Source organism: Gallaecimonas mangrovi (genome assembly GCF_003367375.1).
GTDB lineage: Bacteria > Pseudomonadota > Gammaproteobacteria > Enterobacterales > Gallaecimonadaceae > Gallaecimonas > Gallaecimonas mangrovi.
Window position 1 is genome coordinate 596,927 of the sequence record NZ_CP031416.1, and the last position, 15,184, is coordinate 612,110.

Below are 15,184 nucleotides of genomic sequence, written 5' to 3' on the forward strand. Positions count from 1 at the left end.
AGTGATATGTCCACACCTTTACATTTTCCCGATATCAATCCCATTATTTTTCATATCGGGCCTTTGGCGGTGCGCTGGTATGGGGTGATGTACCTCATCGGTTTTTTTGCTGCGATGTATTTGGCAAACCGCCGTGCAGACAAACCCGGCTCTGGTTGGGACCGGCAACAAGTAAGCGACCTGCTGTTTTACAGCTTCCTTGGGGTCATTGTTGGTGGCCGTATCGGCTATGTGATTTTTTATCACTTCGATCTTTTTGAAGCCAACCCGCTGTATTTATTCAGGGTTGATGAAGGCGGCATGTCTTTTCACGGCGGTTTGATGGGGGTTGTCACCGCCATGTTGTATTTCGGCCGTAAAACCCAGAAGAAGTTTTTTACCATTGCCGATTTTGTGGCACCGATGGTGCCGATTGGCTTAGGCATGGGCCGTATTGGTAACTTCATCAATGGCGAGCTTTGGGGCCGGCCCACGGATTTACCCTGGGGCATGATTTTCCCCACTGGTGGCCCGGTGCCACGCCACCCAAGCCAGCTCTACGAAGCAACCCTTGAAGGCTTGGTGCTGTTTTGTATCCTGTGGTGGTATTCCTCTAAGCCAAGGCCACGAGGCCGGATCTCCGGTTTGTTCCTCACCCTTTACGGTATCTTCCGTTGTTTGGTGGAATTTGTACGTGAACCCGACCCACAACTGGGCGAGCTGGGCGGCTTTATTACCATGGGCCAAGTGCTGTCCATTCCAATGATCATTTTCGGTATCATCCTGCTGTTCTGGAGCCGTAAGAACAAAGGAGAAATGGCGTGAAAAGCTACCTCGAGCTGATGCAAAAGATCCTCGACGAAGGGGCGCAAAAGGCTGACCGTACCGGCACCGGTACTTTATCGATTTTCGGCCATCAAATGCGCTTTAACCTGCAAGAAGGCTTTCCTTTGGTCACCACAAAAAAATGCCACCTGCGCTCCATTATTCATGAGCTGCTGTGGTTTCTAAATGGTGACACCAATATCGCTTATTTAAAGGATAACGGCGTTTCCATTTGGGATGAATGGGCCGACGAAAACGGCGATTTAGGGCCGGTTTATGGTGCTCAGTGGCGAAGCTGGCCTGCGGCCAATGGCCGGCATATAGACCAAATTAGCAAGGTAATGGAGCAGCTGAAAAACGACCCTGACTCACGGCGCATTATTGTTTCGGCCTGGAACGTTGGTGAGCTTGAGAATATGGCGTTGGCACCATGCCATGCGTTGTTCCAGTTTTATGTGGCGGACGGCAAGCTTTCCTGCCAACTTTACCAGCGTAGCTGCGACGTATTTTTGGGGCTGCCGTTTAATATTGCCAGCTATGCACTGCTTACTTACATGATGGCGCAGCAACTGGATTTAGAGGTCGGTGATTTTGTCTGGACCGGTGGCGATGTGCATTTGTATAGCAATCACCTGGAACAAACCCGCCTGCAATTGCAGCGCGAGCCTCGAGCGCTACCAACCCTGAAAATCCTCCGCAAGCCCGCTAGCCTGTTTGATTATCGGTTTGATGATTTCGTCATCGAAGGGTACGACCCTCACCCTCATATCAAGGCACCGGTTGCCATCTAAATAAAGCCGCCAAGCGCGGCTTTATTTTTTGTTCTACACTTCGGTTTATGTTGAGTTTTTGGTGAGAAGAAAGGGATTTTACCTAATTAACATCTCCTTTAGTCTTGTCGGATATTAAGCAACCGAGGTGAGTCTGCGCCGATGAAATCTTTTGTCCGTTCGCTATTTACGCCCGACACTCGGGGGGGAACCCTGCTTATTTTGGCGGCATTGGTCGCCATGTTACTGGCCAACTCGCCACTCGCCCCTTTTTACGAAAAATGGCTTGCCACTCCGCTGGCGGTGCAAGCCGGTCCCTTGGTTGTTGATAAGCCTTGGCTGGCCTGGGTCAATGACGGCCTGATGGCCATTTTCTTTTTGTTGATTGGCATTGAGGTCAAGCACGAAATGGTGAGTGGGGCCTTATCGAGCCCCAAAAAGGCAGTGCTGCCGGTGATCGCCGCTATTGGCGGCATGTTGGCGCCCGCTTTGGTATTTCTCACCTTAAACTTCTCCGACCCTATCAACCGCCAGGGCTGGGCTATCCCGGCTGCAACCGATATTGCCTTTGCGCTTGGGGTTTTAGCGCTGCTGGGTAACCGCGTGCCGCCAGCGCTTAAAGTGTTTTTGTTGGCGCTAGCCATTATTGATGACCTTGGCGTTATCGTTATCATTGCGCTTTTTTACACCAGTGAGCTTTCAACGCTGAGCCTGGCGGTGGCCGGTGGCGCCATTGCAGTGCTGGTGGCGCTGAACCTGTTAAATGTAAAACGGCTGCTTCCTTACTTGTTGGTGGGGGCTGTGCTTTGGGTCAGTGTGCTGAAATCGGGTGTTCACGCTACCTTGGCGGGCGTCATTATTGGCTTTTTAATTCCCCATCAGGTGGGCAAAGACAAACCGGCGCACCGTTTAGAAGAGGCGTTGTCGGAATACACCGCTATTTTGATTCTGCCGCTCTTTGCCCTGGCAAATGCCGGTGTTTCACTCAAAGGACTTAGCATTGATAGCCTGCTGGCACCGCTGCCGCTGGGTATTATGCTGGGGCTTTTTGTCGGTAAGCCGCTTGGCGTCTTTACCGCCACTTGGTTAGCGGTCAAAGCCGGTATGGCGTCACTTCCGCAACACACCAACTGGAAACAAATTTTTGCGTTAGCGGTGCTCTGTGGCATTGGCTTTACCATGTCGATGTTTATCGCCTCTTTGGCGTATCAACATGAGCATGTCATTTATGACACCTATTCAAGGCTGGGTATTTTGGCGGGTTCTTGCTGCGCAGCTATTATTGGTTATTTGTTAATGAAACGTAGTCTGACATCGGACCAATCGGAGGTATCCTCATGAAAATCAAGTTGATACTCTGCTTGCTTCTGTCTCCTTTGGCTATGGCGCAAGAGCCCTTGTCGCATTTTGAAGAGGTTTGCGTTGGCCAACAGCAGTCGCAGCGTTGCCGTGACTACCTGGTTGGGGTAGTTGATGGGGTCATTATGCAAAACCAAAGCAACAGCTCGACCAAATCGGGTTTTGTCGACAGAGCCAAGTCGCAGCGCATCGGGGTGCGGCTGGATTACCTGCATAGCCGGCTCTGCGAAACACCCGACCCAGATAAAAATCAACTTCTTGCTGAGCTGAAAACCGAGATCAAAGATGCCGGTATTCAGTCTGAGCAAGATCTTCTTAACTATTTGAATAAGGCATTCAGTTGTCAGTGATATGGCGCACCTGAACTATAACCACCTTTATTATTTTTGGATGCTGGTCCGCAAAGGCTCCTTGGCCGCGGCTTCAGAGGCCTTGTGTGTTACGCCGCAGACCATTTCCGGCCAGCTAAAACTGCTGGAAGGGCGAATGGGACCGCTGCTGACCAAAAGGGGCCGCCGTCTGGATACAACCGAACTGGGTCGCATGGTGTTTCGTTACGCCGACCGCATGTTTAACCTTTCCTATGAGCTCATCGATATTCTCGACTATCAGCAGCACGAGTCGGTGCGGTTTGATGTGGGGGTTGCCGATGCCTTGTCCAAATGGGTGGTCGCGCAATTACTGCGGGTAGCTTCGCCCCCGGATATGGAAGTGGCGCTGAGTTGTTATGAGTCGCGCCACGAGCTGCTGCTTGATGAACTAAAGAGCCACAAGCTGGACATGATTGTCTCGGACTGCCCCATTGATTCGGCGGCGGAGCCTGGCCTGCATTCCAGGGCTATTGCCGATTACTCGCTGGCCTTTTTCTGCCGCGACAAGCTTACCCAGCCATTTCCAGCTTGTTTGGAAGAAAGGCCTTTGCTGCTGCCCAGCCGCAAAACAGCCGTGGGCCGTGAGCTTAAAAGCTGGCTGGACGAGCAGGGCCTTAACCCTACCATTGGCGGTGAGTTCGACGATTCTGGCTTGATGCAAGCCTTTGGCGCCGTGGGCCGCGAGATCTTTGTGGCACCGGCGGTAAACAATGCCCAGTTCGAGCAGCAATTTGGCGTGCATTGCCTGGGACAGGCCGATGAAATCAAAGAACGGTATTACGTGATTTTTGCCGAAAGGATGATTCAGCATCCGGCGGTTGCCAGATTGTGTAACCTTGAGCCGGAAGCGCTGCGGTTCCAGCGCTTCTTTGATAATTAAAAAGGCCCCGCGTGGGGCCTTTTTTACGGCTTGTGGCAGTCGATATAGCGGGCCCTGCGGGCCGTTTTTAACTGGCTGACATCCACCAGCACCAAGCCATCTACACAGTCGCCAAAGTCTGGGTCGACACCGAAATCCAAAAACTTCACGCCACCGGGTTCGCACAGCTCGGCGTATTGTTTATAGAGGGTCGGTACGCTTACGCCCATGCTGGCAAGCTTGTCTTTAAGCAAGGTGAAATCGTGCTTGTAATCATCACCTTTAAAGGTTTCGGTTAAGGCGGCAAGGGTCTGGGCGTCTAGCTGATAAGGCGTGTGGTGGTGAGTGCTGAGGTTATCTTGGCCAAAGTAGGCGCGATAGAAATACACCATCAGGTCCCGCGCTGCCGGTGGGAAGTTAGCTGACAATGATACCGGCCCAAACAGGTAGCGGTATTGCGGGTGTTGGGCGAGGAAGGCGCCGATGCCTAGCCACAAATAGTCCAGTGCCCGTTTGCCCCAGTAGGCCGGTTGTACAAAACTGCGGCCAAGCTCCAGCCCTTGCGCCAAGATGGGGTCCATGTCCTGGCCGTAATCAAAGAGGGTGTGGCTATAAAGGCCTTCTCGGCCCAAGCCGTTGGCATCGGCCAGGCGATAGGCGCCAGCTATCTCTAAGCGTTTCGGGTCCCACAGCACTAGGTGCAAGTAATGAACGTCAAATTCGTCAACATCACGGCGCCGGCCTGTGCCTTCGCCTACGGCGCGAAAGGCCACTTCCCTTAGCCGGCCAATCTCCCGCATCAAAGGGCAATCGGGCTGGTAGTGATAAAGATGAATTTGCATGTCATCGGGGGTTTGCCCCAACAGCTGACAGTGGCCCAATACTTCAAGCAGCACTTGCCGGTCTTCACGGGACGCAATAGCGGTTTCGGTTTTAAAGGGCAGGCGCTTATGGCTGCCTAAGCGGTACAGGTGCTTTTTAAAGAGTTTGACCTGGGTGCGCTTTGGCAAGGCCTGAATGCTTTCCAGCTGGCTTTGCGGAATAAGCTCGCCAATATGCACCTGCAGCTTTTTATGGCGATGACGAAACATTTCTTGGACCAAAAGTCCCGTCGCCAAGGGTTTATAAAGCATCGAGGTAGAGTAAAACAGCGCCGAGTTTCTGGCCTCTAGGCGAATGGGCAGTATCGGTGCTTTGCTTTGCCGGGCTAGGCGCAAAAAGCCGCTACGCCAGCGGGTATCGCGCACGCCTTGGGGGCGAAGCCGTGATACTTCGCCCGATGGGAAAATAATCACGGCTTGATTCTGATGGAGGCATTCTTGTATGCCTTGGAACTGGCTTTTGTGGGTGCTGCCCGCCATGTTGTTGACCGGGCAGAGCATTGAGCGCAGTGGCTCAAGCTCACTTAGCACCGCATTGGCTACCACTTTTACATCGCGGCGCACTTCACTCACCAGTTTGAGTAGCGCTAAGCCGTCTAAGGTGCCAATGGGGTGGTTAGCAATGATCACCACCCGGCCGGTAGCGGGAATACGCTCCTTTTCCCGGTCGGCAACCTGATAGGAAAAGTCAAAGTAGTTAAGGACCTCTTCAACAAAATCGAGGCCTTTGGCGTGCCGATGTTGCTGCTCAAAGTCTTTAAACTCTTTCTCTTTGAGCAGTTGGCGCAGCATCGGCGTCAGCGCTTTTTTATAAGGGAGTTGCGGGAAGTGGCGTTCCAGTACATTTTCGACTGTGAACATAGCAAGGGTCCTGTCGGCTGATACTGGCCTCAGCCTAGGGACCCAATGTGGCGCCAAGTTAACAATTTGGTTGCGATTTGGTGACGGTGGTTAAGCCGCGCTCACCAAACTCTCAGCGCCACTTTGTGCCAGCACTTTTTGTGTTTCCGCCCAGTGAATAAGGCTAAGTTCGCCGCAGGGCTTTTCGGCAATAAACGAACAGGAGTCCACAAAATCGCCGGTGTTGAGGTAGAGCAGCCCTTCGCAATGCTCCAACGCCGGTTGATGAATATGGCCAAGAATGACGCCATCACAACCCGCCTGTTTAGCGGCAGCAATGGCTGCCTGCCGGTAGCGGTTAATGGCTGCTTGCGCTTTGCCTATTCGCCGCTTGAGATAGCCGGCTAACGACCAGTAGGGTAACCCTAATCGCCGGCGCAAACCCTGGCAGAGCCGGTTTAGCCACATTAAAACGTCATAACCTAGGTTACCTATCAGGGTTTCGAAGCGCCCCAGGCATACCGCTGCGTCAAACTCATCACCGTGGGTAAGTAGCAGCACCCGGCCATCTTTTAAGGTGTGCCTGCCGCGGCGTGCCAGGGCCAGATTATTAAGGCTTTTGCCACAAAAACGGCGCAGCGGCGCATCGTGATTGCCCGGAATATAAAGAAGGTGAGTGCCGTTCGCTGCCAGGCGCTCTAGCTCCAGCAGCACCTGGGAATGGCTAGCAGGCCAGTGACTGCGTTTGCTCATCGCCCACAGATCAATAACATCTCCAAGCAGATATAGCTTGTCGCAGTGCAGGTTTTTGAGCAGGGCAACCAAGTAGTCGGCCTTACAGTCTTTACTGCCCAAGTGCAGATCAGACAAAAATACCGCGCGGTAGTGTGGGTGCATGACGAGCTCTCCGAACACGAGTTCGGAAACTCAGGCTAGGTAACAGCGATGACATTTCCCTGACGATAGTGTGACTGTTCAGTTAAAAACCGCCGCAAGCCCGTAAAAATAGCCGGTTTGCGTTAAAGATTCAGTCAAGCTTCAGCTAATTCGCGGTTAACTTAGACGCTGTCTGATGCACAGTTGGACGTTTAACTTGCATTAGATTTTACGTTGGCTATTCAGAAGGAGACGTTGCTATGACGTATTGCAGTGAGAGCTTAGTGGATGAGGCGACCCCTGCCGTTACCCTGCTGAAGGCCATGGCCAACGAGAGGCGCTTGTGCATTCTCAAAAACCTACAGCAAGGGGAATTGTCGGTGGGAGAGCTGAACGATAGGCTCAACCTCAGTCAATCCGCCCTTTCTCAACATCTGGCGTGGTTACGCCGAGATGGACTGGTTCGGACGCGCAAGGAAGCTCAGACCGTTTTCTATTCGTTACAGAGTGACGAGGCGGAAAGGGTCATCGAACTGTTGGACAGGCTGTTCAGTACTAACGTAAGTGCCTAAAAGTAAAAAAACCGGCGAAAGCCGGTTTTTTTATGGAGCTCAGTAAGCGTGACCTTACAGGGCGTTGATCTGCGCGTTGAGGCGAGCCTTGTGGCGAGCCGCAGCGTTTTTGTGGATCAGGCCTTTGGCTGCCATGCGATCGATGATCGGTTGGGCAGCGGTGAAAGCTTCTTGAGCAATAGCTTTGTCGCCAGTGGCAATAGCAGCACGTACTTTCTTAACGAAGGTGCGCAGCATGGAACGGCGGCTGGCGTTGTGCTGACGACGCTTCTCAGCCTGGATCGCGCGCTTCTTCGCAGACTTGATGTTAGCCAAGGTCTAACTCCTAAAATCGGTAGGTCCAATAGTAAAAAGGCCACGGAATATGCCCGTTATGGGCGCCATTGTCAATCAAATAGCGCATTTTTTGCGCCACCGTTCATGCGTTGGCATCCGTGGTCAACAGCGATAAGATGGCGCGCATTCTACCAGAATTCCAGCCGCCGCCTACAGGCTTTTCTTCAATAGGGACACCCTTTGAGCCGTAAATTATTAAAAGCCAGTGCCCTGGTCAGCTTTATGACCTTGATCTCCCGCGTAATGGGCCTGGTGCGCGATATTGTTATCGCCAATCTTCTCGGGGCCGGCAACGCCGCTGATGTTTACTTTTTTGCTCAGAAAATCCCCAACTTCTTACGCCGCCTGTTTGCCGAAGGGGCTTTTTCCCAAGCCTTTGTACCGGTACTCGCCGATGTTCAGCAGCATCAGGGCGAGGAGGCAATGCGCCGCTTGGTGGCCAGAGTGTCGGGCACCCTCGGCCTTATCATTACCGTTGTCACTGTCGTCGGGATGTTGGGCTCGCCGGTGGTCACCATGTTGTTTGGTACCGGCTGGTTTGTAGCTTGGCTGCATGGAGAGCCGGACGGCGCCAAATTTGAGCTGGCGTCGCTGATGCTCAAAATCACCTTTCCTTATTTATGGTTTATTAGCCTGACGGCGCTGGCCGGCGCTGTGCTCAACACCCTTGGCCGCTTTGCGGTAGCCGCCTTTACCCCGGTGTTTCTAAACGTTGCCATTATTGCCTGCGCCATTTGGTTATCGCCGAAGATGGCGCAGCCAGAAGTCGGCTTGGCCTGGGGCGTGTTTTTGGGCGGCCTGGTGCAGATGCTGTTCCAAATTCCCTTCATGCTTAAAACCGGCTTTTTGGTCAGGCCACGCTGGGCTTGGCACGACCCAGGTGTCGTGCGCATTCGCAAATTGATGGTGCCGGCATTATTTGGGGTATCGGTTAGCCAAATTAACCTGTTGCTCGATACCTTTATTGCCTCATGGCTGGTTGGCGGCTCTATTTCCTGGCTTTATTATTCCGAGCGCTTGCTGGAGTTTCCGCTCGGGATCTTTGGCATAGCCATTGCCACGGTGATCCTACCGACCCTTTCCCGGCGCCATGCCGATAAAGAAGCCGACGCCTTTGCCCACACCATGGATTGGGGGGTGCGCATGGTATTGCTGTTGGGCGTACCTGCCGCCGCCGGCATTATGGTGCTGTCAGCGCCGCTATTGATGGTGCTGTTTCTGCACGGCGCCTTTGATGCCAACGCCGCCAACGGCGCATCTTTGGCCCTTTGGGCTTATGGCGCTGGGTTAGTGGCCTTTATGCTAATAAAAATTTTTGCCCCCGGCTTTTATGCCCAGCAAGACACTAAAACGCCGGTACGCATTGGCATTATCGCCATGGTGTCCAATATGGTGTTTAACATTGTGCTGGCCGCTATTTTGGGTGAAAAACTGGGTTACATCGGTTTGGCTGCCGCCACCGCAATGTCGGCTTATCTGAATGCCGGTTTGTTGGCGGCAGGGCTTTGGCGACGTAATGTTTATCGGCCAGGGCGCTTGACCTGGCTGACGCTGGGCCGCATTGTGCTGGCTACAGCCGCGATGGTGGCCATGCTTTATTACTTCACGCCGGATACTCTGGCCTGGAAACAAATGAGCTTGGCACACCGCCCCTTGTGGCTGGTGTCATTAATCTTGGGCGCGGTTGCCACTTACCTGGTTGCGCTGCTGCTCTTTGGTTTTCGGCCAAGGCATCTTAAAGCGGGCAGCCAGTTCTAATAAGGATGGGTGATCCCCTTCGGGGTCTTGGGTATAATCGGGCGATTTCTCAGGCAAGCTGGCAGTTTTCATGGAGCTTATTCGCGGACTTTACAATGTCCGGCCTCAGCATAGGGGCTGTGTGTTGACCATCGGTAACTTCGATGGTGTACACCTGGGCCACCAGCAGGTGTTGAAAAAGCTCATTGATAAAGCGCACGAGATGGACCTTCCCGCCACCTTGATGCTGTTTGAACCTCAGCCACTGGAGTTGTTCCTTGGTGACAAAGCCCCGGCCCGTTTGTCGCGCCTTCGCGATAAACTGCAGGCCTTGGCCAAGCTGGGCATGGACAGGGTCATTGTGGAGCCTTTTACGCCGCATTTTGCCAGCCAGGAACCTGAATTCTTTATCGAGCAGCAATTGGTTGAACGCCTCGGCGTGCAATTTTTGGTCGTCGGCGACGATTTTCGTTTTGGCCATGGCCGCAAGGGCGATTTTGCCATGCTGCAAGCGGCGGCTAAAAAGCACCATTTTACCGTCACCAATACCGACAGCTTTTGTTTGGTGGATGACCGGGTTTCCAGCACCCGTATTCGCCAAGCGTTAAAAGAAAACCGCCTGGCTGATGCCCAGCTGATGCTGGGGCGCCCATACAGTATTAGTGGCCGTGTGCATCACGGCGCTAAAATGGGCCGCACCATTGGTTTTCCAACGGTAAACCTGCCGCTTAAACGGAAGGTTAGCCCCATTGGTGGGGTGTTTGCCGTTGATGTGCTGGGCGCAGATGATGCCGCCTGGCCGGGTATTGCCAACATTGGCGTTAAGCCAACGGTTAATGGCAAAGTACCCACCTTGGAAGTGCATTTGCTGGATTTTAGCGGTGACCTGTACGGTTGCCAGCTAGACGTGATTTTGAGAAAGAAACTGCGCGACGAACAGCGCTTTGAATCTCTGGACGCTTTGCGTAGCCAGATCGAGAAGGACGAGCAAGCTGCTCGTACATTTTTTGCCAATCGTAAGCAATCTCTTGAGTGAACCCGACCATGCGTGACTACAAAGCCACCCTTAATTTGCCGGAAACGGCCTTCCCCATGCGCGGCAACTTAGCCAAGCGCGAGCCTGACATGCTGAATAACTGGGAGGCCGCGGGCATTTATGAGGCCATTCGCCAGGCTCGTGCCGGCCGTAGTCAGTTCATTCTTCACGATGGCCCTCCCTATGCTAACGGTGATATTCACCTGGGCCATTCGGTTAACAAAATTCTCAAAGACATTATTGTTAAGTCCAAAACCCTGGCCGGCTTTGACGCCCCTTATGTACCGGGTTGGGACTGCCACGGCCTGCCTATCGAGCACAAAATCGAAACCTTGCACGGCAAACAACTGGGCGGCGAAAAAACCCGTGAATTGTCGCGTGCTTATGCAGGTGAACAGGTCAAAGGCCAAATGGCCGGCTTTAAGCGCTTAGGCGTTTTTGCCGACTGGGCGAACCCTTATTTGACCATGAACTTTGCCAACGAAGCCGGCGAAATTCGCGCCTTGGCCAAGATGGTGGAATCGGGCTTTGTCTTTAAAGGTTTAAAGCCGGTTAACTGGTGTTTTGACTGTGGCTCGGCTTTGGCCGAGGCCGAAGTGGAATATCAGGACAAAAAATCCGACGCCATCGACGTGGCTTTTGCCGTCGATGACAGCAGCAAGTTGGCCGCCGCTTTTGGTCTGGAAAGCCTCAGTAAACCGGCGGCGGTGGTTATCTGGACCACCACCCCATGGACCATTCCGGCTAACCAGGCCTTAAACGTTCATCCTGAGCACCAATACGCGCTGGTAGATACTGGCGAACGCATTTTGCTGCTAGCCGCTGACTTGGTTGAAGATTGCCTCAAACGCTACGGCCTGGAAGGCGAGGTGATTGCCACCACCGAAGGCGAAAAGCTGGACCATATCGCTTTTCGTCATCCCTTTTACGGCACCGACGCTTTCTACAGCCGCCTGTCGCCTATCTTCCTGGCCGACTACGTTGAAATGGGCGCCGGTACTGGCATCGTGCATTCTGCACCGGCATACGGTGAAGACGACTTCTACAGCTGCAAACGCCAGGGCATGACCAACGACGATATCCTCAACCCGGTGCAGGGTGACGGTGTTTACGTCGACGATTTGCCGTTCTTCGGTGGCCAATTAATTTGGGATGCCAATCCGAAGATCGTCGCCAAGCTCAAAGAAGTGGGTAACCTGCTTGACCATAAACGTATTACCCACAGCTACATGCATTGCTGGCGCCATAAAACACCGGTTATCTACCGTGCTACCGCCCAGTGGTTTGTGGGCATGGATATTAAAGGTAAAGACGGTAAAACCCTGCGTGAAACCGCCCTGGCGGCCATTGAAGACACTCAGTTTGTGCCTGCTTGGGGCAAGCCGCGGCTGCACAATATGATTGCTGGCCGGCCTGACTGGTGTATTTCACGCCAGCGTAACTGGGGCGTGCCTATTCCGTTTTTCCTGAACAAGGCCACCGGTGAGCTGCATCCCAATACATTGGCCTTAATGGAAGAAGTCGCAACGCGGGTTGAAAAAGAAGGTATCGAAGCTTGGTTTAAGCTCGATGCCAAAGAACTCTTGGGCGCCGAGGCCGAGCAATATGAGAAAACCACCGACACCTTAGATGTGTGGTTTGACTCCGGCACTACCCATTGGCACGTGCTGCGTGGTTCGCACCCCATGGGTCATAAAACCGGCCCCATTGCTGACTTATACCTAGAAGGCTCTGACCAGCACCGTGGTTGGTTCCACTCTTCTTTGTTGACCGGCAGTGCCATTGACGGCCACGCGCCTTATAAAGCGCTGCTAACCCACGGTTTTACCGTGGATGCGCAAGGCCGCAAGATGTCCAAGTCCCTTGGCAACGTGGTAGCACCGCAAAAAGTGATGAATTCATTAGGTGCCGACATTCTGCGGTTGTGGGTAGCGTCTACCAACTACACCGCTGAGATGACGGTGTCGGACGAAATTCTCAAGCGCGCTGCCGATGCGTACCGTCGTATTCGTAATACCGGCCGTTTCCTGCTGGCTAACATGAACGGTTTTAACCCTGAAACCGACTTGGTGGCCTTGGACGACATGGTTGCTCTGGACCGCTGGATGGTGAGCCGCGCCGCCAAGTTGCAGGCCGAAATTACGCAAGCGTACGACGAATACCAGTTCCATTTGGTGTACCAGAAGCTCATGCATTTTTGCTCCATTGAGTTGGGTAGCTTCTATCTGGACGTCATTAAAGACCGCCAATACACCGCTAAAGCCGACTCTGTTGCTCGCCGCTCTTGCCAAAGCGCGCTGTACCTCATTTGTGAGGCACTGGTACGTTGGATGGCGCCCATTCTGAGCTTTACCGCCCAGGAAATTTGGGAAGCAATGCCCGGCAAACGTGGCCAATTCGTATTTACCGCTGAATGGTTTGACGGCCTTAGTGCCCTGGCTGATGACGCCGCTTTAGGCGACGATTTCTGGCTGGAAGTGCTGGCGGTACGTGACGAGGTCAATAAGGCCCTGGAACTTGCCCGTAAGGAAGGCCAAATCGGTGGGCCTTTGGATGCCAGTGTCACCCTGTATTGCGATGACGCCCGTAAAGCCCGTTTAGCCGCTCTCGGTGAAGAGCTGCGTTTTGCGCTGCTGACTTCGGGTGCCAAGTTGGAAGTAGGCAGCAATGACGCTGCCTGGCAAAGCAGTGAACTGCCGGGTTTTGCGGTGTTGGTTGAAAAAGCCGAAGGCGAAAAATGTGAGCGTTGCTGGCATCACCGCCTGGATGTTGGCCAAGACCCAGAGCATCCCACCATTTGTACCCGCTGTGTCACTAACGTGGACGGCGACGGTGAGGAGCGCCACTTCGTATGATGTCTTCAGGCCTTCGCTGGTTATGGTTAACGGTGGTGGTGATCGCCGTTGACCTAGCGACCAAATACACGGTGCTGGCCAACTTTGCGCTCTATGAGCGCAAAGAAATTACATCCTTTTTTAGCCTGATTTACGTGCGCAACTATGGTGCTGCCTTCTCGTTCTTGAACGATGCAGGTGGTTGGCAGCGTTGGCTGTTTACTGGCTTGGCCATTGCGGTGTGTATTGGTTTGCTGTTTTGGATGCGCCGCTTGCCTGCTAAAGACGGCCTGCAAGCCGGTGGCAGTGCCCTCATTATTGGTGGTGCACTCGGCAACCTGTACGACAGAACCGTACACGGTTTTGTGGTGGATTTTCTTGACTTTCATCTGGGCCAATGGAGCTGGCCTGCGTTTAACGTGGCAGATTCGGCCATTTGCGTCGGTGCCGTGTTATTGGTGCTGGCCTCATTTCGTAAAGAAGACAAGGCAAAATGAGTAATCCAATCAACGCTAACAGTGAAGTGGTAATGCATTTCACCATTAAACTCAGCGACGGCAGCGCTGCCGACAGCACCAAAATGGGCGGCAAGCCTGCCAAGTTCCGGATGGGCGATGGCAGCCTCACTGAGAATTTTGAAAAGTGTTTGTTGGGTTTAGCGGCGGGCGAACAGAAAAGCTTTGTGTTGGAGCCCAATGACGCTTTTGGCGAACCTAACCCTGACAACATTTACCATGTTGACCGGGAAAAGTTTGCCGATGAAGTACCCGAAGAAGGGGCGGTGATGCTATTTCAGCAGCCTAATGGCAGCGAGATCCCCGGTATTATCCGTGCTGTGGCTGGCAACTCTGTCACTGTAGATTTCAACCATCCGTTGGCCGGGCAAACCCTGACCTTTGAGGTGGAGATCCTGGAGGTAAATGCCTGATGCAAGTACTTCTTGCCAATCCTCGCGGCTTCTGCGCCGGCGTTGATAGAGCCATCAGTATTGTGGAAAGGGCGCTGGAGCTATTTGGCGCCCCTATCTATGTTCGCCATGAAGTGGTGCATAACAAATACGTGGTAGGCAGCCTTCGCGACCGCGGCGCTATTTTCGTGGATGAGTTGGATGAAGTACCTGACGACGCTATTGTCATTTTCAGTGCCCATGGCGTTTCCCAGGCGGTGCGTAATCAAGCTAAAGATCGCGGCTTACGTGTCTTTGACGCCACTTGCCCGCTGGTAACCAAAGTGCATATGGAAGTGGCACGTGCTTCGAAAAAAGGCATGGAAACCATTCTGATTGGCCACGCAGGTCACCCGGAAGTGGAAGGCACCATGGGCCAATATCACTCGGCTGATGGTGGCATCTATTTGGTGGAATCACCGGCTGACGTTGCAGCCTTAGCCGTGAAAGATCCGGCCAATCTCTGTTTCGTTACCCAGACCACCTTGTCGGTGGATGACACTTCCGATGTTATCGATGCACTGCGTGCCCGCTGGCCAGAGATAGAAGGGCCACGCAAAGACGATATTTGCTACGCCACCCAAAATCGCCAAGACGCGGTACGGGCTTTGGCCCATCAGGCGGAAGTGGTGTTAGTGGTTGGTGCTAAAAATTCGTCTAACTCTAACCGCTTGCGTGAACTGGCCGAAAAGGTTGGTGCCCGTGCTTACCTGATTGATACCGCTGACGATATTAACCAGCAGTGGCTGGATAACGTGCAAGCAGTGGGTGTTACTGCCGGCGCCTCTGCACCGGAGATTTTGGTTAAGCAGGTTATTGATAAGCTGAAAGCCTGGGGCGGTAGCGACGTCGTTGAAACCCAAGGCCGCGAAGAGAACATTGTGTTTGCGGTGCCCGCAGAATTGCGCTGAACTAGGCATGATAAATAATTGTTAATTAAATGTCGCCTTAATGGCGATATTT

General features: G+C 53.2%; 15 protein-coding genes. 12 read left to right on the top strand and 3 right to left on the bottom strand.

Going from position 1 to position 15,184, the window contains the following annotated elements:
• Window positions 1-6 precede the first annotated feature (6 nt).
• The 5 genes from lgt (at window position 7) to nhaR (ending at window position 4,184) form a co-directional block, all read left to right on the top strand.
• The gene (lgt, locus tag DW350_RS02825) at window positions 7-804 is read left to right on the top strand and encodes a prolipoprotein diacylglyceryl transferase (RefSeq protein ID WP_115717397.1); all 798 of its coding nucleotides are present in this window, start codon (window positions 7-9) and stop codon (window positions 802-804) included.
• Window positions 801-1,595 carry a thymidylate synthase gene (gene thyA / locus DW350_RS02830; RefSeq protein WP_115717398.1) on the top strand — a complete coding sequence of 265 codons (795 nt, stop codon included), beginning with the start codon at window positions 801-803 and terminating at the stop codon, window positions 1,593-1,595. Before lgt ends, thyA begins: the two co-directional genes overlap by 4 nt.
• A 141-nt stretch (window positions 1,596-1,736) precedes the next feature.
• Window positions 1,737-2,915, top strand: coding sequence for a Na+/H+ antiporter NhaA (gene nhaA, locus DW350_RS02835; RefSeq protein ID WP_115717399.1), 1,179 nt, complete (start codon window positions 1,737-1,739; stop codon window positions 2,913-2,915).
• Entirely contained in the window at window positions 2,912-3,283 is a 372-nt protein-coding gene (locus tag DW350_RS02840; protein ID WP_115717400.1) for a hypothetical protein, read from the top strand. Before nhaA ends, DW350_RS02840 begins: the two co-directional genes overlap by 4 nt.
• A 1-nt stretch (window position 3,284) precedes the next feature.
• Window positions 3,285-4,184: a transcriptional activator NhaR gene (nhaR, locus tag DW350_RS02845; protein WP_115717401.1), complete on the top strand. Its 900-nt coding sequence runs from the start codon at window positions 3,285-3,287 to the stop codon at window positions 4,182-4,184.
• A gap of 23 nt (window positions 4,185-4,207) precedes the next feature.
• Here the strand turns inward: nhaR and olsF are convergent, their stop codons facing one another.
• Together olsF and DW350_RS02855 are read right to left on the bottom strand one after the other, a co-directional pair.
• The gene (olsF, locus tag DW350_RS02850) at window positions 4,208-5,905 is read right to left on the bottom strand and encodes a bifunctional ornithine lipid synthase OlsF (protein ID WP_115717402.1); all 1,698 of its coding nucleotides are present in this window, start codon (window positions 5,903-5,905) and stop codon (window positions 4,208-4,210) included.
• A gap of 90 nt (window positions 5,906-5,995) precedes the next feature.
• Window positions 5,996-6,781 carry a UDP-2,3-diacylglucosamine diphosphatase gene (locus DW350_RS02855; RefSeq protein WP_115717403.1) on the bottom strand — a complete coding sequence of 262 codons (786 nt, stop codon included), beginning with the start codon at window positions 6,779-6,781 and terminating at the stop codon, window positions 5,996-5,998.
• A 239-nt stretch (window positions 6,782-7,020) separates the two neighbouring features.
• Between DW350_RS02855 and DW350_RS02860 the strand changes: the two genes are divergently transcribed.
• Window positions 7,021-7,332, top strand: a complete 312-nt coding sequence (locus tag DW350_RS02860) for an ArsR/SmtB family transcription factor (RefSeq protein WP_115717404.1) — start codon at window positions 7,021-7,023, stop codon at window positions 7,330-7,332.
• Between the two features lie 54 nt (window positions 7,333-7,386).
• On the opposite strand, the gene rpsT is transcribed toward DW350_RS02860, so the two are convergent.
• A complete protein-coding gene (gene rpsT, locus DW350_RS02865) occupies window positions 7,387-7,647 on the bottom strand; it encodes a 30S ribosomal protein S20 (RefSeq protein WP_115717405.1) in 261 nt (86 codons plus the stop codon).
• A gap of 201 nt (window positions 7,648-7,848) precedes the next feature.
• Between rpsT and murJ the strand changes: the two genes are divergently transcribed.
• From murJ to ispH, 6 genes are all read left to right on the top strand, one after another.
• On the top strand, window positions 7,849-9,426 hold the full coding sequence (gene murJ / locus DW350_RS02870; protein ID WP_115717406.1) for a murein biosynthesis integral membrane protein MurJ: 1,578 nt from the start codon (window positions 7,849-7,851) through the stop codon (window positions 9,424-9,426).
• A 70-nt stretch (window positions 9,427-9,496) separates the two neighbouring features.
• Window positions 9,497-10,441: a bifunctional riboflavin kinase/FAD synthetase gene (gene ribF / locus DW350_RS02875; RefSeq protein WP_115717407.1), complete on the top strand. Its 945-nt coding sequence runs from the start codon at window positions 9,497-9,499 to the stop codon at window positions 10,439-10,441.
• Window positions 10,442-10,449: 8 nt separating this feature from the next.
• Entirely contained in the window at window positions 10,450-13,296 is a 2,847-nt protein-coding gene (gene ileS / locus DW350_RS02880; protein WP_115720539.1) for an isoleucine--tRNA ligase, read from the top strand.
• Window positions 13,293-13,772, top strand: a complete 480-nt coding sequence (gene lspA / locus DW350_RS02885; RefSeq protein ID WP_115717408.1) for a signal peptidase II — start codon at window positions 13,293-13,295, stop codon at window positions 13,770-13,772. Before ileS ends, lspA begins: the two co-directional genes overlap by 4 nt.
• Window positions 13,769-14,203, top strand: a complete 435-nt coding sequence (gene fkpB, locus DW350_RS02890; RefSeq protein WP_115717409.1) for an FKBP-type peptidyl-prolyl cis-trans isomerase — start codon at window positions 13,769-13,771, stop codon at window positions 14,201-14,203. Before lspA ends, fkpB begins: the two co-directional genes overlap by 4 nt.
• Window positions 14,203-15,132: a 4-hydroxy-3-methylbut-2-enyl diphosphate reductase gene (ispH, locus tag DW350_RS02895; RefSeq protein ID WP_115717410.1), complete on the top strand. Its 930-nt coding sequence runs from the start codon at window positions 14,203-14,205 to the stop codon at window positions 15,130-15,132. The genes fkpB and ispH overlap by 1 nt, the downstream gene beginning before the upstream one ends.
• The last annotated feature ends 52 nt before the right edge of the window (window positions 15,133-15,184 follow it).